The sequence below is a fragment of the Nocardioides sp. NPDC058538 genome, assembly GCF_042719275.1.
GTDB lineage: Bacteria > Actinomycetota > Actinomycetes > Propionibacteriales > Nocardioidaceae > Nocardioides.
In genome coordinates, this window is sequence record NZ_JBHXNY010000029.1 from 1 (window position 1) to 19489 (window position 19489).

A 19489-nucleotide genomic window follows, 5' to 3' on the forward strand; every position below is an offset into this window, starting at 1 on the left:
ACGCAAGTGACGTCTCGGCGGGATGGGGTCAGACGCGGTCGAACCAGTCGGTGAAGCCGGAGGGGTCGTGACGACCGAGGATCCCGTGCTCGAAGAGCCCCCAGCCCTCGACCCCATCGGCACCCGGTCCGTGCGCGACCGCACGCCCGACGTGGTCGATCACCCCGAACGGAACGCGGCCGACGACGTCGGGCGCCTTCATGTCATAGGTCAGCCGCTCGGTGAACCCGGCGCCTTTCCAGATCCCGTGGGACCAGTCGGAGTCGCCGCCGTAGCCACCACCGACATGGATCGGCACCCCCAGCAGAGTGGAGACCTCGAGCACCAGCGGCTCCCCCGCCGGAGTCGCGCACGTGATCGTCGCTCCCTCCGGGAGGCGCGTCCCGTCCTCGTAGCGGATCCGGACGTGCGGCCAACCGAGCTGCTCGACCCGTCCGTCGGCGAAGACCCTCGTGCAGTCGTTGAGGGTGCGATGACCGTCCGGCGTCTCCTGGATGATCAGGACGACGGCGAACTCCTCGAACCGCAGCGGCACATAGAGCCACCACATCCCGTCGAACCCGGGGTCGGCCGGCTTGCCCGGCGGCAGCCCCTCGCCGGAGGGGCGGATGCCCCAGGACCGGTCGCGGGTGCCGACCCAGCGGTCGGGGTCGACGACGATCGTCTCGCCGTCGACCTCGATCACCCCCTCCCAGGTCCCGACCTGCGCGAACCGCTGCGCGTCGAGCACTGTCGCCGCACCCTGACGCATCACGTGCGGCTGCTCCTGGACCACCTCGAACGAGCCCTCCCATCGCAGGTCCAGGGCGATCCCGTGGGTCTCCTCCAACACCAGCCGGAGCTTCCGCAGCGGCTCCGAGACCTCGATCCGGTACGCCCCGACGCGCTGCTCCAGCCGGTCACCGCCCCGCGGGTCGGCGCCGTCGCCCAGGTGAACGGCGGTCTGCTCGTCACCACGGCGGAGCAGGACGTACGCATCCTTGGTACCGAGGTTGGGATAGAACCCCATCCCGGAGATGAGGAAGAGGTCGCCGGTGCGGTCGTGGGCGTTGAGGTAGCAGCGGTCGTAGAAGTTGCGGTCGCTGCTCCCCGCCCAGGCCACCGGGCGCGGGAGCTGATGGATCGGGTACTCGTCGAGCGGCCCTACACCGACGTACTCCCCGTGCCCACCCAGCGCACTCATGCGCCGACCTCGTCCAGCATCGCCGCGAACATCGCCCGGTGGTAGAGCACCGACTCCGGATCCTCGGGCGCCTCGATCTCGTTGAAGTGGATCTGCCGCGCCGCGATCCGCAGATAGATGATCCCCCACATGACGGCCGCGTGGACCTCGTGCCAGGTCAGGTCTCCGAGCTCGACACCGCTAGCCGCGGCGTACGCCTCCCGCACCTCGGACGCGGTGAGGAAGCCCGGCATCCCCGGCAGCTCCAGCATCGCGGCCAGATCCTCGAAGATGCGGTGAGCGAAGATCATCCAGGTCACATCCATCTCGCGAGGCCCGAGACTGACCATCTCCCAGTCGAGGACCGCCACCGGCGCGAAGTCGCGGTAGATGATGTTGCCGATCCGAGCGTCACCCCAGCACAGGACCGGCTCGCCGCCATCTTCGGAGAGGCCGGTCTCGGGAAGGTGGGCCTCGAGCCAGGCCAGACCTCGCTCGACCAGCGGCGATCGGCCGCCCCATTCCTCGGCGGTGGAGGCGAAGGCGTACCAGGCGCGGGTCTTGGCCAGGTTGCGGGCGACCAGCGTCTCGCCGGGATGACCGGCCGCGGCCGGATCGAGGAAGGCGAACCGCGAGGCGGCGTCGGGGATCGCATGGAGCCCCGCGAGCACCTCGACCGAACGCCTCTGAAGCGCCGCGCGGTCCGCGGGCGAGGCATCGAAGAGCCAGCTGTCGCCGAAGTTGTACGGCATCACATCGGGCGGGACGACCCCTTCGACCCGCTCCATCAGGAAGAACGGCGTGCCCAGGACCGAGCCGCTCATCTCGGCGAGTCCGACCTCCGGCACAGGCACAGGAGACAGCGAGCCGGCCAGGCGCATCGCGTCGTACTGCGCCTGCAGGTCATAGGTCGCGAAGACCGGGATGTCCTCGGGGCGGGGTGCGACCCGCAGGACGTACGCCTTCGTCCGCCTCTCCCCGTCGACGGTCGAGGTGACGTCGAGCAGAACGGTCTCGCTGGAGAGCCCGTTGGCGTCGATACCCCCGATGAGGACGACCTCGGGATCAGCGCCGGGCGGTAGCGCCGTGGCCAGCCACTGCTTCAGCCTCGCGCCGATCGTCGCAGGGTCGCGGCCCGATCGTTGGAAGGTCATCTCGGGCGGCGGGGGCGCCTGGGTCACGTGCTCCTCCTGGTGGCGTGTGAGTCAGGTCACACGCCACCAGATTGGTGGAACACGTTCTAGTTTGTCAACCAGTCAGAACACGATCTTCGCCGGCGTCTCGGTCGGCGCGGCCTTGGTGACGAACGCCTTCCGCTTCGCGGCGAACCCGAAGCGGTCGTCGAAGATGTCGCGGGCCATCTCGGCCAGCTCGATGCTCTGGTAGTAGGACATCGGCATCGCACAGGCACGGCGTGCCTCGCGTGCCGCCAGGGCCGGGATGTACGCCTCGGGCTCCGCAAGACCCTGCGCCAGGTGGCGCAGCCAGCCCTCGAACTCCGCCGCGTCGCGCGGACCGAGATCACTGACCATGCCGATCCGCTCTGCCTCAGCCGCCGAGATCGGCAGCTTCGCGCCGAGCAGCTCGTCGGCCGTCCGTGCGCCGACCCGGCTCGGCAGGCCCCAGGTGTGCAGCTCGGACCCGAAGATGCCCATGTCGTAGTAGGGGTTCAGCACGACACCGGCGCGCGAGACCGTGATGTCGGCACAGAGCCCGGCCATCACCCCGCCGGCTCCGGCGTTGGCGGTGAACGCGGCGACGGTCAGCTGCTCGGCCTCGGCGATCGCCAGGCAGAGCTCGTCGATGGCACGGATGTTGTCCCAGGCCTCGGCCGCCGGGTCCTGCGCCGCCTCGATCACGCCGAGGTGGATGCCGTTGGAGAAGGCGTGCTCGGTGCCGCGTACGACCAGGACCCTGGTGTCCTCGATGAGCGCTTTGCGGACGGCATCGGTCATCCGCCGGCACTGCTGAGTGTGCATCGCGCCGCTGTAGGAGCGGAGGGTGAGGTAGCCGACGTCGCCGTCGCGCTCATAGGTCGTCTCGGCCAGCGCGTCCGGCATCCGCCGGTAGGGCGCGTGACCCGTGTCGAGCACCCAGGCCGCCGGGAGCTTGGGACCGCGCTTCTTCTCGAGCGTGGCGGCGTAGCCGACCCACAGGGTGCCCTCGCCGGTGGCGAACGCGACCGCGTCGGTGTCGACACCGACGATGGTACCCGGTTCCACGTCGCCATGGTCCTCAGGCGTCGTGGCGGCGCCGAAGAGGCAGTACGCCTTCCCGTCGACGGTCGCAGGCGCACCCGGGGCACCGTCGGCCGCCGCGATCCGCCGGGCGATCTCGGTGGCCCGCGCAGACCAGTCGATCTCGAAGGCCTTGCGGCGCAGCAGCGGCAGCTCGCCGGTGCCCTCGACCTCGGCAGCCCAATCCTCGGCGGGCTTCGGCGCCTCCCCCGCGGCGACCATACGGAGGACCTCCGCGACGCAGTCCATCGCGGCATCGGCGACCGGGCCGTTGTAGAGCGCGCTCTTCGCGATCGGGATCTCGGGCATCGCGAAGGTCTCGGTCGCCCAGACCGGGCCGGCGTCCATCTCCTCGACGGCCGACAGCGCGGTCACGCCCCAGCGGTCCCGTCCGTCGAGGGTGGCGTGGTCGAGCGAGGACGGGCCCCGGTCCCCGACCGGCCCCGGGTGGATCACCACCGTCGGGTAGCGACCCCAGACCGCCTCCGGCACGCGGTGCTTGAGGAACGGGCACAGGATCAGCTCGGGCTCGATCGCGTCGACCGCCGCCACCAGGGAGGAGTCGTCGTGGACCGGCGCCAGCACGACACCGACGTCGTGGCCGCCCTCTTTGAGATCGCACCAGACGCGTTGGGTCAGACCGTTGAATGCGGAGACGAGCAGAAGAATGCGCATGTGGGGGAAGTGTCTTTCTAGTCAGTAGCCCGAACAGACCTCGTATCCCCCGAGGGGTATTTATCCCCCGAGGGGTGTCACTGTATCGAGCGCACCCAGCCGACTGCACCTCGGTGTCCAGAAGAGGGACCGAATACCCGGTGACCTCCGGGCCGCTCGCCCCGATCACGTGCCGGGCACCGCGCGAGCTTCTTGCCGCTGCCTGCAAAGATGGCTCTGTCAGGAGGGGACAATGACAACAGTCGACGACAACCCGATCAACGGGTTGATCGATCTCGTCGAGACGAGTGCCAGCGACATGACCCGTGAGATGGCGCGCGAGCTGGCCAGGTTCCGGATGCGCTACAAGTTCGCGATCGACGAGGTCTCGACCAAGATCGCGATCCTGCGCGAGGAGTTCGAGCACGCCCACGACCACAGCCCGATCGAGCACGTACGCACCCGGCTCAAGACGCCCGACAGCCTCCTCGCCAAGGCCCGCAAGATCGGCTGCCCGCTCACCCTCGAGGCGCTCGAGCAGCAGATCCGCGACATCGCCGGGATCAGGGTCGTGTGCCCGTTCGTCTCCGACGTCTACTGGATCATGGAGATGCTGGGCAGCCAGTCCGATGTCGACGTGGTCGAGGTCGAGGACTACATCGCCGACCCGAAGGGCAACGGCTACCGCAGCCTCCACCTGATCATCAAGGTCCCGGTCTACCTCTCCGACCGCGCCGTGGACGTGCCCGTCGAACTGCAGATCCGCACGATCGCGATGGACTTCTGGGCCAGCGTCGAGCACTCGATCTACTACAAGTACGACGGCACCGTCCCCACGACCCTGCGCGACGAGCTCGGCGCCGCCGCCCGCACCGCGGCCGACCTCGACGCCACCATGGCCAGGCTCCGCAGCGAGGTCCACGGCACCAGCGGCCGTTGACGGACGGCCGCTGACTCAGGGGGCGGCCGGGCTGTGTCGGCCAAGCTCGCTGCGGGCGAAGGCGACGCGGTCGGTCTCGACACCGCCGGAACGTCCGAGCTCGTCGGCCAGGTCGTGCGCCGCCTCGAGCCGGTGCCGACGACGTCGACGATCGTCGCGGGCGGCCTTGCGATAAGCCCGACGCTCCTTGTGGGACCCGGCCAGCGCATCCAGCTCCTCGGCCGTGATGGTGCCGTTGGCGACTTCGGGGGACATCAGGCTGCGCATCGCCTCGCGTTCGGTGCCGACGGTGAGGTGGAAGACCGTGACGGCGATCGCAAGGGCGGCGACGACCAAGAGGACCAGCAGCACGATGGTGGCGGGTCCGTTGCCCTGCGCGATCGCGGTGGTGCTGTCCCAGACCAGATGCAGGGCGACCGCGGCGGCGACGAGCACGACCCCGCGTCCGATCCGGCGCTTCTCCGCGACGGTGCCGACCAGGTAGACGATCCCGGCCCCGACGAGCGCGGAGTACAGGATGTGGGAGGTGAACCCGGTCGCCAACCTCAGCACCGCGGTGTGCAGGCTCGACCCGACCGGGTCGACGCTGAAGTTCGCCGAAGCCGAGTTGATCGCGTAGAGGATGTCCTCGACGATCTCGAACCCGAGACCTACGAAGGCTCCGATCACGAAGCCGTCGAAGGCCGTTCGGATCACCCGTGGTGCGATGAACATCAGCAGCAGGACCCCTGCGCCCTTGGCCGACTCCTCGACGAACGGCGCGGCCAGGCCGGCTCCCCACGCGACGGCGAAGTCCGGGCTGACCAGCTTGGCGTAGAGGTGGATCAGCGCCGTGTTGCCATGGATCGCAATCGTCCAGGTAGCACCGAAGCCGCCCCAGACGAAGGCGGCGATCCGTAGGTCGAGCGGCTGCCGCGAGTAGCGGTCGATGTGCGTGGTGAACCACCAGAACAGCACCGCGTAGAGGCTGAAGACGATCGCGGCGATGCCGAGCGGAGTGCCGTAGATCGGCGCCTCGGTCCGCACCGTGCTGACGGTGTACCAGAGGCCGTAGGCGATCACGGCGACGAAGACCCACAAGCAGGCGTTGCGAGGCTGCAGCCAGCTCACCCTCTGGCCCCACCCGACCTCGGCTATGGCCGCGTCGCGGGCCTGGAGGAGGTCGGTCTCGGTGGTGGACGTGGCGGTCATGAGGCATCTCCATCGACGAGCCGGACCGATTCGAGCATGGCGACGATCTGGTTCTCGAGGTGGCGGTCACCCGCCATGTCCGCCGGACCGTAGACGGTGACCTCGATTCCCTGTCCGTCGCTGACCAGGGCCCCGAGGAGTCCCTCGACGGTGGTGGTGGAGAAGCGTGCGATGACCCCGGTGATCTCGCTGGCGGTGCGGAACGTCGCCGCCGTACCGCTCTGGAGGTCGAGCGCGTTCGGGCCGAGCTTGCCATTGTTCTTCCGCAGCTGGGCCAGAAGCGCTGTCGCCGACCCGTCGAACTCCCCGGTCGTCACGGTGAAGGTGACGCCGTCCTTCGTCAGGGTCGCCGAGTCGGGGTACGTCCCCGAGGTCGCGGACCCGGAACGCAGCCCGGACTCGAGGTTCCAGCCGACGGCCGGGTCGAACCCGACCGACCGGCCGACCTGGATGACGTCGCCGGCCTTGATCGGGTCATCCACGGCGACAAGGCTGTCGACGCCGGGCAGCACCCAGAAGGTGATGGCGACCAGCAGCGCCACGACACCGGCAGGAAGCAGGGTTCGGCGGTCCATCCCGAGCCAACGGCGCTCGACGGGGACCCAGTCAGGCGGCGCTTCCACAGTGGGCACACCGGAAGCCTAACGAGGTTTGCAGCAGATTGAACGAGTTTGTGCTCAGAGGGCTTGGAAGCCCGATCCCCTGCCCCGATGCGAGCTCGGGTGATCCGAGCGACTCGGCCCGGGCGGTGTTCGCCCGGGCCGAGCCTTGGGGTCAGCGGCCGTTGACGAACCGCTGATACTGGGCTCGCGCCTCGTCCGGGGTGATCGCCCGGTCGAGGAACATCAGCGAGTCCATCCGGCAGTTGCAGGGGTTCCGCTCGACGGTGTCCTGCGGGAAGGATCCGCCGACCTTGTAGCCGCGCGGCAACGTGTCGGAGGTGCCGGTGCCGTCGACCTGCCACGGGTCACCGGCGGAGGTGTAGAACCCCTCGACGGCCTTGCCGTTGCGGTAGAGCGCCATCTTGCCCGTGGTGTAGTCGAACGTCGCCGTCAGATGCACCCACTGACCTCGTGGCAGCAGGGTCTGCCAGTCCGCCGAGGCGGCGAAGGTCTGCGAGGCCCCCTCGTCGAGCCGGCGTCCCAGCGCGACCAGGCGCAGGGTGCCGTCGACGTTGATGAGCTCCAGCAGGGCACGTACGCCATGGCCGTCGGAGTTCCCCGAGAGCACCCCGGCCAGTCCGATCGCGTTGAACCGGTCCGTCGGATCGGCGGTCACCGAGTTGAGTGCCGGCCCGTCCATGTCGACCTTGAACCAGCCGGCCACGGTGATCTGCTCGGCACCCGCGAACGGTGCCAGCGACGCGACCCCGTTCTGGTTCCACGCCCCCGCCTTCCAGTCGTCGTTGCCGTTGACCTCCGGGTCGACCTGCTGGGTCTGCAGGGCGTTGTTGCTGGTCCGGTAGGCCGAGTCACGCACCTGCATCGCGTTGCCGCCGTTGACCTGGTTCAGCAGCGTCCGCGAGAAACCCTGGTCCTCCTCGCGCGACCCCGGGGCGAAGGGGTGCTCGAAGTCGTAGTAGCTGACCAGGTCCTCGCGCAGCGACGGCACGACCTCGCTCGGCCAGGGCCGCTGCACCGTGTTCACGACCTTCCAGATCTTCCCGTTGGCCTTTGCCAGCAGGTAGAGGTTGCGGCGGGAGTCCGTCCCGAAGCGCAGGTCGACGCGCGGGTCGTCGACGAAGTCCTGCATCGAGAGCCGCTTGCCGGAGGTGTCGAAGAGCTGCATCTGGTGCAGGGTCGCCTCGCGACTGCTGCCCCGGCGCATCTGCTTGGCGTCGCTCCAGTAGACCTCGCCGTTGACCAGGTCGCCGAAGACGTACTTGCCCCGGAGGTTGTTCAGCTTCCCGCGGTAGACGACGCCGCCGCTGACCGCGTGGCCGCTGTCGGAGGTGCAGGAGTAGTTGGCCGGCGGGTCGTGGTCGAAGGAGGCCACCGGGAGGGTGAAGCCGGACATGTCGTAGTCGTCGGGGACCGTGTAGAGGGCACACTCGTCGGTGTTGTCGTAGAGCAGCCGGCCCTCGATCTCGCTCCAGCCGAGGTTGTCCCCGGCGCGTACGTCGTAGACGCCCTCGATCGCGTGCTGGCCGATGTGGCCGAGCAGGAGGGTGCCCCTATCGACGTCCCAGGAGAACCGGTGCGGGTCGCGCATCCCGTACGCCCAGATCTCGCCGATCGCACCCTCGCGGGCGACGAACGGGTTGCTGTCCGGGACCCCGTACGCCCCGTTGCGCCCGTCGCGGGCGAGCGGGTCGATCCGCAGGATCTTGCCGAACGGGTTGCCGAGGTTCTGCGGGTCGTCGCTCCGGACGCCGTTTCCGCCGTCGCCCGAGGCGATGTAGAGCAGCCCGTAGTCCTCGTCAGCGGGCTCGGCGGTCGGGTTGAAGTCGATCTGCTGGATGGCGTGGATCTGGCCGGCGAAGTCGATCCGCATCACCTCACGGCTGGTGCCCTCGAAGGTGTCGGCGGTCGGGTCGGTGGCGTGCCACTCGGTCACGACGCTGACGGTCCGCCCGGAGCCGGGGTTGGTCTGCGACGGGAAGGTCGGCGTCTTGGCGAAGCCGCCGAAGCGCTCGGTGTGGGTGGTGTAGAAGAGCCCGTTCTTCTCGAACTCCGGGTGGAAGGTGATGAATCCCGCTCCGCTGCCGAGCCCCGCACCGGACCAGAAGTCCGGGAAGTGGTCCTTCACGTTCAGATACTCGTGCTGCTGCCCGCGGTCGAGCAGGTACATCGGCCCGTTGAGGTCGGGGACGTACATCCGGCCCGAGCCGTCGGGGACCTCGCCGATGAAGTTGATGCGGTTGTGACGTACGAGGCGCTGGTCGGTGGGCGCCGGGTAGGGCTCGGACTCGGGAAGCTGGGTGACCTCCTCGAGCACGAGACCGAGGCTGCTGCGTACTGGCTGTTCGGGGATGGGGTCGGGGACGGGTTCGCTGCCGGGGATGGCGGCGTTGGCAGAGAGTGCGGGGGTGAGCAGCGCGGCGAGCATGGCACCGACGGCGATGCCGGCACGTGCCTGTCTGCCCCATAGACGTGAGGTTTCCATGGGTTCTTCTCCTTACCGAGTTACCGAGGGATCAGCGCCGTAGGCCCGCGACGGTGACGTCACGGATGCGGCCGAAGTTGTCGAAGGAACCGAAGCCGAAGCGGCCTCCGGCGAAGGTGGTGTCGGTGGCGGTCATCCGGGGCTCGTCGGCACCGTCGAGATAGACCGCGATCGCGCCGGTTCGGGCGTTGTAGTCGAGTCGTACGTCGTGCCACTCGGCATCGGTGATCGACGGCGCGGCGCCGACGGTGCCATTCCACTGGTGGTCGATGCGCAGCCGGTCGGCGTCGTTGACCACGAAGATGCCGTTGTGGGGGTAGATGGTGTTGTCGGTCGAGAGGTGGGCGTAGTAGAAGCGGGTCGGTGACTGGTAGTTCCAGACCAGGATCACGTCGCGGTTGGTGACCTCGACGGCCTCGTCGATGCGGACCTCGGCGCGGTAGGTCAGCGAGCCGAGCCGGGGACCCTTGGTCACCACGGCGTACTCGAAGGGGCGTCGCGGGCCGGGCTGTGCCGTCCCAGGCTCGGTCAGGATGACCTGGCCGTCCTCGAAGGCCCACTTGCTCTCCGTGACCGGGTCCCAGTCAGCGAGGCTCGCCCTGGGCTTGACCACGGCCAGGCCGGGTCCTTCGGTCGGCTGTGTATGTGTCTGGGCATGGGCTCCGGCGACCGGAGCGGCCAGAGCCACTGCGAGGGCGACCACACCGGCGCGTACGCCTCGCCCCACCATTCGGTTCAGCTTCCATCTCATGGTGCTTTCCCTTCCCCTAATCGGAACCGTCGGTGGTCCCTGCTGAGGTTGTTGCGGCTCCCCCGAGGTAGAGCTCGGCCATGCGTGGGTCGGCGAGCAGGTCGGCAGCGGCCCCTGCGATGTGCACCTTCCCCAGGTCGAGTACGCACCCCAGGTCCGCCGACTCCAGAGCCCGCCGGGCGTTCTGCTCGACGAGCAGGACCGCCAGACCGGCGTCCCGCATGCGTACGACCTGCTCGAACACGGTCGCCGTGGTCTTCGGGTCCAGGCCCATGCTGGGCTCGTCGAGCAGCACCACCTTCGGGCTCACCATCAGCGAGCGGGCGAACTCGACCTGCTTCTGCTGGCCGCCCGAGAGCGCGCCGGCGAGGGCGTTCCACCGCTCGGCGACGACCGGGAAGAGCGTCTTCACGAAGTCGGTCCGCTCCTGGATCGCGGCCGCGTCGCGCACCGTGTAGGCGCCCAGGCCGACGTTCTCGGCCACGGTCATCTCCTTGAAGACGGAGTGGCCCTGGAGGACGTGGGCCATGCCCGCGCGGAGCATCTGCTGCGGCCCGTTGCGGGTGACGTCCTTGCCGGCGACGGTGATCGTCCCCGAGCGCGGGGTCAGCATGCCGCTGGCGACCTTGAGCACGGTGGACTTTCCGGCCCCGTTGGGACCGACCAGACAGACGATCTGACCTGCGGGAACGGTGACGGTGAGGCCTCGCAGCACCAGAGCGGCACGACCGTAGCCGGCCTCGATGTCGCGCAGCTCGAGGAGAGGTTCAGACACCAAGGTAGGCCTCCAGGACTCGTGGGTCGTTCTGCACGTCCGCCGGCGCACCGGAGGCGATCGGGCGGCCGCGGTCGAAGACCACGACATGGTCGGAGAGGCTCATCACCAGCTCCATGTTGTGCTCGACGATGACGAAGGTGCGACCCTCGGCGTTGAGCTCGCGCACGAGCGTGGCGATCCGGCCGATCAGGGCCGGGTTCACGCCGCCGGCGGGCTCGTCGAGCATGATCGTGTCGGGCTCGGCCATCAGCACCCCCGCGAGCTCGAGCAGCTTCTGCTGCCCGTAGGAGATGTCGCGGGCCTCGCTGCGCTCGAGGTGCTCGATGCCGACCCGGGCCAGCAGCTCTCGCGCCCGGGCGATGTCGTCGGGGTTGTGCGCCCCGCGCAGCCGGTGGACCAGGCCGGTGGACCGAACTCCGGCGAGCACGTTGTCGAGCACCGTCATCCGCGGGAAGATCCGGCACAGCTGGAAGCTGCGCCCGAGCCCGGCCCTCGCGATCCGGTGAGGTGCGTGGCCGGTCACGTCGCGGCCCTGGTAGGTCACCGTCCCCGAGTCGGGCCGGATCATCCCGGTCACGCAGTTGAAGAAGGTGGTCTTGCCCGACCCGTTCGGGCCGATCAGGGCGTTGATCTTGCCCTCGCAGAAGGTGACCGTGGCCTCGTCCACGGCGCGTACGCCGCCGAACGCCTTGGTCAGGTTCTCGGTCGCCAAGAACGAGCTCATCACTTCGCCTCCTCGAGCGCCTTGCGCTCCTCGGCCAGCTGGGCGGCGTCGACCTCGCGGATCGAGGTGCCGCTGGGTCGGAACCGGTCGAACTGCGCGGTCAGCCAGGGGATGACCCCGTCGGGCATGAAGAGCACGACCAGGGCGAGCAGCAGACCGAGCGCGACCAGGTGCAGCTGGGTGTCGCCGTACTGGTTCTTGAAGAACTCGACCGCATAGCCCACGATCACCGCGCCGACGACCGGACCGAGCAGGCTGCGTACGCCGCCGAGCAACGACATCAGCACCAGATAGGAGCCGGTCAGGATCGAGAACTGGAAGATCGGGTCGAGCGAGCCGAACCAGAGGGCGTACATTCCGCCCGCCATCGCGGTCATGAACGCCGAGACGACGAAGACGACCAGCTTGTAGGCGAACGTGGGCACTCCCAGCGCCTGGGCTTTGTCCTCGTCCTCCCGGATCGCCTTGAGCCCGGTGCCGAGCCGCGACCGGTCGATCACCCACCACAGCACGAGGGCGACGAGGGTCAACGCCACGAACAGGTAGAAGAACCGCTCGTGCTGCTCGGGACGGAGTACGTCCGTGCCGAACGGCCGCGGCACCCGCAGCCCGTTGGACCCGCCGGTCACGTCGGCCCAGCTCTGCGCGACCAGCAGCAGGATGAGCACCAGCGCGATCGAGACGATCACGAACGAGGCGCCTCGGACCCGCAGCGACGCGATCCCGATCGGCACCGCCGCCAGGCCCACGAGCACGGCCGCGAGGACCATCGAGACCCACGGGTTCACCCCGGCCTCGGTCACCAGCAGGGCGGTGCCGTAGCCACCCAGCCCGGCGTAGGCGGCATGTCCCAGCGAGATGTAGCCGGTCAGTCCGCCGACGAAGTTCCACGCCACCGCGAGCGCGGCGTAGCTGGCGATCACCACGCCCACCGAGAGGATGAACGGGTCCGGCGCGAGCGCCGGGAAGGCGAGCACGAGGCCCAGCGCGACCGCAGCCGCGACGAGCTTCGTCACCAGCACGGAGCGGCCCGAGGACGTACGGCTTTCCCTGTGCTTAGAAGCGCTGAGCAAGGCGACCTCCGAAGAATCCCTGGGGGCGGAACATGAGGGTGGCGAAGAGGGCGAGGTAGAAGACCGTCTGCGCCCACGTGGTGCCCATCGGGATCTGCAGCAGGCTCTGGGTCACACCGAGGACCATCGCCGCGACCGCGGCGCCGGGGATGCTGCCGAGGCCTCCGATCACGATGATCGCCATCAACGGTCCGATCCAGTGCCAGTGCAGCGAGGGATAGATGGTGGCGTCGAGCGCGAGCGCGGTGCCACCGACCGCTGCGGTCGCCAGGCCGAGCCCGAAGCCGAAGCCGGCGATCCGGTCGGTGTCGATGCCGAGCAGCTGGGCGGCCTCACGGTGCTGGATCGTGGCGCGCAGAGCCTGGCCGAAGCGGGTCTTCTTGAGGAGCAGGTAGAGCGCCAGGAGCGAGACCGCGGCCAAGCCGAAGGCGACCAGCTTCACCACAGCGATCCGCGCTCCCCACAGCTCCAGGCTCGCGCTGGAGTAGTCGAGCTGGATCCGCCGCTGGGTGCCGGAGAAGAGGTAGCCGAGGCCGCCCTCGATGACCAGCGCGATCGCGAAGGTCAGCAGCACCGACATCATGGTCAGCGTCGCCGGCCGCAGCCGGGAGAGCAGCGCCCGTTGCATCCCATAGCCGGCCGCGAAGAAGAGCGGCACGGTGATGATCAGCGAGAGCAGCGGGTCGAGACCGGTCTGCGTGGTGAAGAACCAGGCCAGGTACGCAGCCAGGATCAGGAACGCGGAGTGGGCGATCATCACGACCCGCATGACGCCGAAGTAGAGCGTCAGGCCGGCGGCGAGCAGGGCATAGAGGCCTCCGAGCAGCAGCCCCAGGATCAGGCTCTGCAGGAGAAGAGCTGACGACATCGGCTCACCACGCCGGCTTCGGGTAGACGAACTCGGCCTCGGCCTGGTCCTCGGGCAGGACGATCTTGATCTCGCCGTCGACCCACTGCTGGATCATGTGGGCGCTCTGCGGGCGGCCCTTGTCGTCCCAGCTCAGCGGCCCGACGACGGTCTCGACCTCGTTCTCGTGCAGCCAGTCGATCAGCTGGGACTGGCAGTCGGGGTCGGGCTCGGCGCACTCGACCGCCTCGACCGCTGCCGCGACGACCTGGCCCGTGGTCCAGGCGTTGGCCTCGTCCTCACCGGGCGCCTCGCCGTGCTTCTCCTCGTAGAACTTCACGAACTCCTGGTTCTCCGGGTAGTCCGCCTTCGTGGTGTAGCCGGTCGGCGCGATGATGCCCTGCGTCTTGTCGCCGATCGCCTCGGCGAACTCGGTCTCGGTCGGCGCCGTCGAGAACGCGGCCAGTTTGGGCTGGTAGTTGAGCTGCTGCAGCGCCACGATCAGGTTGACACCGTCCTGATACTGGCTGCCGCCCACGACCATGTCGGCCTTGCTGTCGGCGATCTTGGCCGCGATGCTGCTGAAGTCGGTGGTGTTGGGCGGGTAGACCTCGTCCACGACGGTCTTGACGCCGCCCTCCTCCAAAGCTTCCTTGAGGCCGTAGGCGGTGCCCTGGGCGAACGGGTCGTCCATCGAGGCGTACGCCGCGGTCTTGGGCCGCTCGGCCTCCGGCATCGCCAGGATGTGCTCGGCGAGGAGCTTGTAGTGGTCGTCGGCGACCGCGGGTGCGGCGTAGAAGAGGTTGTCGAAACCCTCCTCGAAGACCTCGGGGGCCGCGCCGGCCGGCTCGACGAAGAGGTAGCCGTAGTCCTGTGCGACCTGGGCGGCCGGGATCACCAGGCGGGTGGAGAACGGCCCGACGATCAGGTCGACCTGCTCCTGGTTGATCAGCTTCTCGTAGTCGGCGGCGACACGCTCGGCGCTGGACTGGTCGTCGAGCATCTCCAGTCGTACGTCGCGACCGAGCAGGCCGCCGTTGGCGTTGACGTATTCGGCCCAGGCCTCGTATCCGCGCTGGATGCCCTTGCCGGGCTCGCTGAAGTCGCCGGTCAGGGGCAGCGAGATGCCGATCACGATCTCGTCGTCGCTGCCACCTTCCTCGGCGGCGCCACAGGCGGCGAGGGTGGAGGCGAGAGTCACGGCCGCCGCGGCAGCCAGGGTTGCTCTGAACCGCTTGCTCGCGGTGGGGGTCTTCGTGAAGCGCATCTGTGGGTCTCCTCTACGAAAGCGCTTACGTAAGCGTTTACGATGACGTTACCCACTCTCGCTTAGTGTGGCAAGAGTCACATTCCTTACGACAAGGGGCATCGATGGTCCGAACCAACAGCTCCCCCCGCCTGATCGACGTCGCGCATGCATCCGGCGTCTCGATCGCAACCGCCTCCCGCGCGCTCTCCGGAACCCCCGGGGTCAGCGACTCGGTGGCCGAGAAAGTCCGCCAGGCGGCACGCGAGCTCGGCTATGTCGCCAATCTCCATGCCCGCTCGCTCGCCAGCGGATCGACCGCCACAGTCGGGCTCGTCGTGCACGAGATCGGCGACCCCTACTTCTCCGAGATCGCCAGCGGCGTGCTCAGCCTCGCCGCCGAACACGGGCGCACCGTCCAGATCTGCCACACCGGCCGCGACCCCGAGGCCGAGGTCGAGCAGGTACGCAGCCTGGTGGCCAACCGCGTCGGCGCGATCCTGATCGCGGGGTCGGGCTTCGTGGACGCCTCGGTCGAGGCGCCGATGCGCTTCGAGGTGCAGCGCTACGCGGAGGCAGGCGGCCGGGTCGCCGTCGTCGGCCGGCACCACCTCGGGGTCGACAGCGTGCTGCCCGACAACCGTCCCGGCGGCCGCGCCGTCGCCGAGCACATCCTCGGGCTGGGCCACCGGCGCATCGTGGTCGTCTCGGGCACGCTGGAGCTGACCACCGTCGCGGACCGTCTCGAAGGGGTGCGCGACGCGCTCTCGGCGGCGGGGCTCGACCCCGGCGACGTACCTGTCCTCGAGGGGCCGTTCACCCGCGAGGGCGGGCGCGAGTGCATCCGCCGGATGCTCGCCGACCACCCACGTACGACCGCAGTCATCGCCCTCAACGACGACATGGCCATCGGGTGCCTCTCGCAGCTGCGCAGCTCCGGGGTCTCGGTGCCCGGCCAGGTCTCGGTCAGCGGATTCGACGACGTCGCCGTCGCCCAGGACCTGTCCCCCGGACTCACCACCGTCCGCCTGCCGATGGCCGAGATGGGCGCCCGGGCGCTGACGCTGGCGTTGAAGGAGCCCGGCTCACGCGCCCGACGGCAGCGGGTCCCCGCCCAGCTCGTGGTACGCGACTCGACCGGGCCCGCCGCTCGGTAGACCCGCGGTCTAGGGTTCTTCGAGTGAAGGATCTTCGAGTACCACCGGGCCCTGGGCTGCCCGAAGGTCTCGTCATCCCCGACACCGAGCTGGTCGAACGCTTCTCCCGCTCCCCCGGCCCCGGCGGGCAGTCGGTCAACACCACCGACTCCCGCGTCGAGCTCTCCTGGGACCCGGCCGTGTCAGCCGCCCTCGACGAACGCCAGCTCGCCCGCCTCCTCGCCCGCTCCTCGGGGCCGCTCGTCGTCGTCTCCCACGAGCAGCGCTCCCAGCACCGCAACCGCATCGCCGCGCGCGAGCGACTCGCCCTCCGCATCCGCGAACTCCTCGCCCCGCCACCTCCCACCCGCCGCCCCACCAAGCCCACCCGTGGCTCCAAGGAGCGCCGCCTCGACGCCAAGCGCCAGCGCGGCCAGACCAAACAGCTCCGCGGCCGCGTCCAAGACTGACCTCGCGAGCCGTCACCCCCGTCGGTCGAGGCGTCAACCCGGTCGGCCGAGGCGTCGCCTAGGTCGGCCGAGCCGTCACGTGGGTTGGCCGAGGCGTCACGTACGTCGGGCGAGATGCCACCAAGGACATCTCGATTCGCCGGAGCGACGCTTCGCGCGACGTACGCGACGCCTCGCTCAACGGGATGACGCCTCGTCCAACCGGAGCGACGCCTCGTCCAACCGGAGCGACGCCTCGGGCGACCGGAGCGACGCTTCGGGCGTACGAGCCCTGTCGGCGTCAGGCAGGATCGGGGTCGGTGGCCAAGCGGGCGTGGGTCTCGGTGTCATAGCGGACACCGTCGTAGAGCAGCTTCTGACGTTCGCGGCCCTCGACGAGGAAGCCAGCCGCGGTGGCGACACGACACGATCCGGGGTTGTCGAGCCGGTGGCCGGTCTCGAGACGAAAGAGGTCGAGCACGTCGAAGCAGTGCCTGGCCAGCAGCTTCAGGCCGGTGCTGCCGACACCTCGCCCGCGATGCTTCTCGAGGGTCCAGTAGGAGATCCAGCCGATGCTGTGGACCCGCATCTGGGTGGTGACCCGCATCTGCCCGAGGACGTCGGCACCGTCGACGACCGCGAAGGTGTGGGCCCTGTCCGCGACCGCGTCCTCAGCCCACCCGGCGATCAGCCGTTCGGCATCCTCGACGGTCACCACGTCCGCCGGCCGCTCGGTCTCCATCCCGACCCCGGCGTACGCAGCGAGCAGGACCGCCGCATCCGACTCCTCCCACTCCCGGAGCCGAAATCCGTCGTTCCTCATGTCGCACACGATAACGCCGACCTGCCGTGCACGATCCGTGCACCTCAACCACCCTCAAACATGCACCGATCGTGCACATGCACGATCTGTGCGGCGGAACTCTCCGCAAAGCAGCACGAATCGTGCACGGGCGACGGATGATGCCTTCATGGGGGACACATCCGATCCGGACGAGGGTTTCGTCCTGGACACCTCGCGACCTTTCTCGCGCGCCGATGCGGCGAAGGCGAAGATCAAACCGAGCACGTTGCGCGGGCCACGATTCACCCGTCTCTTCAGCGGTGTGTACGTCGCCGCCGACGCCCCAGCAACCCCGCTGCAGAGGGTGCAGGCCGCGCTCATACCATTCGGGGAGAACGGGTTCGCCAGTCACGCGTCCGCGGCCCGGGTCTATGAGGTGCCGATCCCGACACTGCCCGATGAGCATGTGACGGTGACGACAGCGGCCCACCGGCGGGCGCATCCGGGCATCGTCTGCCACGTCCTGAGGAAGCCGAGAGCGGTGGTCATGGACGGCATCGGCGTCTCCGCCCCTGACCAGCTCTTCACCGAGCTTGCCAGCCAGGTCAGTCTGGTCGACCTCGTCGTCGCGGGCGACCATCTCGTACGCCACCATCCGCGCGTGACTCCGGCGACACTGGCCGACTTCGCGACAACCGGCACGCTCCCCGGCTCGCGCCTGGCCGCCAGGGCAGCGAGCTACGTACGCGAGAACGTGCGCTCCCCTATGGAAACCCGGCTGCGAATGCTGATCGTGCTCGCCGGACTTCCCGAGCCGCGCATCAACACGCTCGTCGGCAGCGGAGATGGCATGCTCAAACGCGAGCACGACCTGGTCTACGCGGCGTCGAAGACCGCGATCGAGTACGACGGCAAGCAGCACCCGGCTGAGCAGTGGGAGCGTGACCTCGAGCGACGCGAGGAAGCCGACGACGATGGCTGGCGCATCGTGACCGTCGTCGCCAAGGGCATCTACCGCCGCCCCGACCTGACGCTGGAGAAGATCCACCGCGTGCTGCTGGTACGAGGCGAACCGGGAGTGCCGCCGCACCTCTCGGACGCCTGGCGACCCCATTTCCCGGTGATCCGCTGACGGCCGTGCACGATCCGTGCACGTCTACGGGATAACGGGTGCATGGATCGTGCACGTGACCGATTGGTGCACTCGTCGATGCCGACGCAGTGCACCGATCGGTCACAGGGTCGACTGGATGCCGGCGAGGAGCTGGCGGGCCATGACGATGCGCTGGACCTGGTTGGTGCCCTCGTAGATCTGGGTGATCTTGGCGTCGCGCATCATCCGCTCGACCGGGTAGTCGCGGGTGAACCCATAGCCACCCAACAGCTGCACGGCGTCGGTGGTTACCTGCATCGCGACATCGCTCGCGAACGCCTTGGCCGCGGCACCGAAGAAGGTCAGGTCCTTGTCGCCCCGCTCGGATCGACCGGCGGCGGCGTAGGTGAGCTGGCGGGCGGCCTCGATCTTCATCCCCATGTCGGCGACCATGAACTCCACACCCTGGAACTCCGCGATCGCCTTGCCGAACTGCTTGCGCTCCTTGATGTAGCCCAGCGCGTAGTCCAGCGCACCCTGAGCCACCCCGACGGCCTGGGCCGCGATGGTGATGCGGGTGTGGTCGAGGGTCTGCATGGCGTACGTGAACCCGAGACCCTCCTCACCGATGAGCCGGTCGGCGGGGATGCGTACGTTGTCGAAGTAGACCTCGCGGGTCGGGCTGCCCTTGATGCCCAGCTTCTTCTCCGGCGCACCGAACGAGACTCCCTCGTCGGACTTCTCCACCACGAACGCGGAGATCCCCTTGGAACGCTTTTCCGGGTCGGTCACCGCCAACACGGTGTAGTACTCCGAGACACCCGCGTTGGTGATCCAGCGCTTGACGCCGTTGAGCACCCAGAAGTCGCCGTCGCGTACGGCCCGGGTCTTCTGGTTGGCCGCGTCCGAGCCCGCGTCGGGCTCGGAGAGGCAGTAGGAGAAGTTCCCTTGCCCGGCGGCAAGTGCACCGAGGTACTTCTTCTTCAGCTCCTCCGAGCCACCGATCTGCACCGGCAGCGAACCGAGCTTGTTCACCGCGGGGATCAGCGAGGCCGAGACGTCCGCACGAGCGATCTCCTCGATGACCAGCACCGTCGCCAAAGCGTCCGCACCCACACCGCCGTACGCCTCCGGCACATGCGGCGCGAAGAACTCGGTCTCGACCAACGCGTCGTGCGCCTCCTGCGGATAGCGAGCCTCCTCGTCGACCGCAGCAGCGGCCGGCGCGATCTTCGCGTCACAGATCTCGCGGATGGCCTTGCGGATCTCCTGGTGCTCCTCGGAGAGGGCGAACAACGGGTACTCGGCACTCATGTCCC

The 19489-nt window shown here is 68.8% G+C and carries 18 protein-coding genes; 4 read left to right on the top strand and 14 right to left on the bottom strand.

From position 1 onward, the window contains the following. Positions 1-28: 28 nt before the first annotated feature. From ACFWQC_RS21580 to ACFWQC_RS21590, 3 genes are all read right to left on the bottom strand, one after another. Complete coding sequence (locus ACFWQC_RS21580; RefSeq protein WP_378682648.1) at positions 29-1183, bottom strand: hypothetical protein; 1155 nt, start codon at positions 1181-1183, stop codon at positions 29-31. Then, positions 1180-2343, bottom strand: coding sequence for a phosphotransferase family protein (locus ACFWQC_RS21585; protein WP_378682651.1), 1164 nt, complete (start codon positions 2341-2343; stop codon positions 1180-1182). Before ACFWQC_RS21585 ends, ACFWQC_RS21580 begins: the two co-directional genes overlap by 4 nt. Before the next feature lie 75 nt (positions 2344-2418). Next, the gene (locus tag ACFWQC_RS21590) at positions 2419-4074 is read right to left on the bottom strand and encodes an enoyl-CoA hydratase-related protein (RefSeq protein ID WP_378682654.1); all 1656 of its coding nucleotides are present in this window, start codon (positions 4072-4074) and stop codon (positions 2419-2421) included. Positions 4075-4306: 232 nt separating this feature from the next. Here ACFWQC_RS21590 and ACFWQC_RS21595 point away from each other — a divergent pair, with 232 nt between their 5' ends. Then, positions 4307-4993, top strand: coding sequence for a GTP pyrophosphokinase family protein (locus ACFWQC_RS21595; RefSeq protein WP_378682657.1), 687 nt, complete (start codon positions 4307-4309; stop codon positions 4991-4993). A gap of 15 nt (positions 4994-5008) precedes the next feature. Here ACFWQC_RS21595 and ACFWQC_RS21600 read toward each other — a convergent pair whose 3' ends face one another. The 9 genes from ACFWQC_RS21600 to ACFWQC_RS21640 form a co-directional block, all read right to left on the bottom strand. Continuing rightward, positions 5009-6184 (bottom strand): PrsW family intramembrane metalloprotease, encoded by a 1176-nt coding sequence (locus ACFWQC_RS21600; protein WP_378682660.1) that lies wholly within the window; start codon positions 6182-6184, stop codon positions 5009-5011. After that, the gene (locus ACFWQC_RS21605; protein WP_378682663.1) at positions 6181-6816 is read right to left on the bottom strand and encodes a hypothetical protein; all 636 of its coding nucleotides are present in this window, start codon (positions 6814-6816) and stop codon (positions 6181-6183) included. The genes ACFWQC_RS21600 and ACFWQC_RS21605 overlap by 4 nt, the downstream gene beginning before the upstream one ends. Before the next feature lie 142 nt (positions 6817-6958). Continuing rightward, positions 6959-9289, bottom strand: coding sequence for a PQQ-dependent sugar dehydrogenase (locus tag ACFWQC_RS21610; protein ID WP_378682665.1), 2331 nt, complete (start codon positions 9287-9289; stop codon positions 6959-6961). 31 nt (positions 9290-9320) lie between these two features. Further along, positions 9321-10040 (bottom strand): hypothetical protein, encoded by a 720-nt coding sequence (locus ACFWQC_RS21615; RefSeq protein ID WP_378682668.1) that lies wholly within the window; start codon positions 10038-10040, stop codon positions 9321-9323. 16 nt (positions 10041-10056) lie between these two features. Further along, positions 10057-10815: an ABC transporter ATP-binding protein gene (locus ACFWQC_RS21620; protein WP_378682671.1), complete on the bottom strand. Its 759-nt coding sequence runs from the start codon at positions 10813-10815 to the stop codon at positions 10057-10059. Then, on the bottom strand, positions 10808-11542 hold the full coding sequence (locus ACFWQC_RS21625) for an ABC transporter ATP-binding protein (RefSeq protein ID WP_378682673.1): 735 nt from the start codon (positions 11540-11542) through the stop codon (positions 10808-10810). Before ACFWQC_RS21625 ends, ACFWQC_RS21620 begins: the two co-directional genes overlap by 8 nt. Further along, positions 11542-12615: a branched-chain amino acid ABC transporter permease gene (locus tag ACFWQC_RS21630; RefSeq protein ID WP_378682676.1), complete on the bottom strand. Its 1074-nt coding sequence runs from the start codon at positions 12613-12615 to the stop codon at positions 11542-11544. Before ACFWQC_RS21630 ends, ACFWQC_RS21625 begins: the two co-directional genes overlap by 1 nt. Continuing rightward, on the bottom strand, positions 12599-13483 hold the full coding sequence (locus ACFWQC_RS21635) for a branched-chain amino acid ABC transporter permease (protein ID WP_378682678.1): 885 nt from the start codon (positions 13481-13483) through the stop codon (positions 12599-12601). The genes ACFWQC_RS21630 and ACFWQC_RS21635 overlap by 17 nt, the downstream gene beginning before the upstream one ends. A gap of 4 nt (positions 13484-13487) precedes the next feature. Beyond that, positions 13488-14729 (bottom strand): amino acid ABC transporter substrate-binding protein, encoded by a 1242-nt coding sequence (locus tag ACFWQC_RS21640; protein WP_378682681.1) that lies wholly within the window; start codon positions 14727-14729, stop codon positions 13488-13490. 104 nt (positions 14730-14833) lie between these two features. Between ACFWQC_RS21640 and ACFWQC_RS21645 the strand changes: the two genes are divergently transcribed. Together ACFWQC_RS21645 and arfB are read left to right on the top strand one after the other, a co-directional pair. After that, positions 14834-15865 (top strand): LacI family DNA-binding transcriptional regulator, encoded by a 1032-nt coding sequence (locus ACFWQC_RS21645; protein WP_378682683.1) that lies wholly within the window; start codon positions 14834-14836, stop codon positions 15863-15865. A gap of 23 nt (positions 15866-15888) precedes the next feature. Beyond that, positions 15889-16314: an alternative ribosome rescue aminoacyl-tRNA hydrolase ArfB gene (gene arfB, locus ACFWQC_RS21650; protein ID WP_378682686.1), complete on the top strand. Its 426-nt coding sequence runs from the start codon at positions 15889-15891 to the stop codon at positions 16312-16314. Between the two features lie 280 nt (positions 16315-16594). Here arfB and ACFWQC_RS21655 read toward each other — a convergent pair whose 3' ends face one another. Continuing rightward, positions 16595-17116: a GNAT family N-acetyltransferase gene (locus tag ACFWQC_RS21655; protein WP_378682689.1), complete on the bottom strand. Its 522-nt coding sequence runs from the start codon at positions 17114-17116 to the stop codon at positions 16595-16597. Positions 17117-17264: 148 nt separating this feature from the next. Here ACFWQC_RS21655 and ACFWQC_RS21660 point away from each other — a divergent pair, with 148 nt between their 5' ends. Beyond that, positions 17265-18209: a DUF559 domain-containing protein gene (locus ACFWQC_RS21660; protein ID WP_378682692.1), complete on the top strand. Its 945-nt coding sequence runs from the start codon at positions 17265-17267 to the stop codon at positions 18207-18209. 102 nt (positions 18210-18311) lie between these two features. Here ACFWQC_RS21660 and ACFWQC_RS21665 read toward each other — a convergent pair whose 3' ends face one another. After that, a complete protein-coding gene (locus ACFWQC_RS21665) occupies positions 18312-19484 on the bottom strand; it encodes an acyl-CoA dehydrogenase family protein (protein ID WP_378682695.1) in 1173 nt (390 codons plus the stop codon). Positions 19485-19489 lie beyond the last annotated feature (5 nt).

Bases quoted from the DNA above. Each gene is read 5' to 3' on its own strand.
- ACFWQC_RS21580 (WP_378682648.1), bottom strand. From the start codon at position 1,183: ATGAGTGCGCTGGGTGGGCACGGGGAGTACGTCGGTGTAGGGCCGCTC.
- ACFWQC_RS21590 (WP_378682654.1), bottom strand. From the start codon at position 4,074: ATGCGCATTCTTCTGCTCGTCTCCGCATTCAACGGTCTGACCCAACGC.
- ACFWQC_RS21595 (WP_378682657.1), top strand. From the start codon at position 4,307: ATGACAACAGTCGACGACAACCCGATCAACGGGTTGATCGATCTCGTC.
- ACFWQC_RS21600 (WP_378682660.1), bottom strand. From the start codon at position 6,184: ATGACCGCCACGTCCACCACCGAGACCGACCTCCTCCAGGCCCGCGAC.
- ACFWQC_RS21610 (WP_378682665.1), bottom strand. From the start codon at position 9,289: ATGGAAACCTCACGTCTATGGGGCAGACAGGCACGTGCCGGCATCGCC.
- ACFWQC_RS21615 (WP_378682668.1), bottom strand. From the start codon at position 10,040: ATGAGATGGAAGCTGAACCGAATGGTGGGGCGAGGCGTACGCGCCGGT.
- ACFWQC_RS21625 (WP_378682673.1), bottom strand. From the start codon at position 11,542: ATGAGCTCGTTCTTGGCGACCGAGAACCTGACCAAGGCGTTCGGCGGC.
- ACFWQC_RS21635 (WP_378682678.1), bottom strand. From the start codon at position 13,483: ATGTCGTCAGCTCTTCTCCTGCAGAGCCTGATCCTGGGGCTGCTGCTC.
- ACFWQC_RS21640 (WP_378682681.1), bottom strand. From the start codon at position 14,729: ATGCGCTTCACGAAGACCCCCACCGCGAGCAAGCGGTTCAGAGCAACC.
- ACFWQC_RS21645 (WP_378682683.1), top strand. From the start codon at position 14,834: ATGGTCCGAACCAACAGCTCCCCCCGCCTGATCGACGTCGCGCATGCA.
- ACFWQC_RS21655 (WP_378682689.1), bottom strand. From the start codon at position 17,116: ATGAGGAACGACGGATTTCGGCTCCGGGAGTGGGAGGAGTCGGATGCG.
- ACFWQC_RS21660 (WP_378682692.1), top strand. From the start codon at position 17,265: ATGGGGGACACATCCGATCCGGACGAGGGTTTCGTCCTGGACACCTCG.
- ACFWQC_RS21665 (WP_378682695.1), bottom strand. From the start codon at position 19,484: ATGAGTGCCGAGTACCCGTTGTTCGCCCTCTCCGAGGAGCACCAGGAG.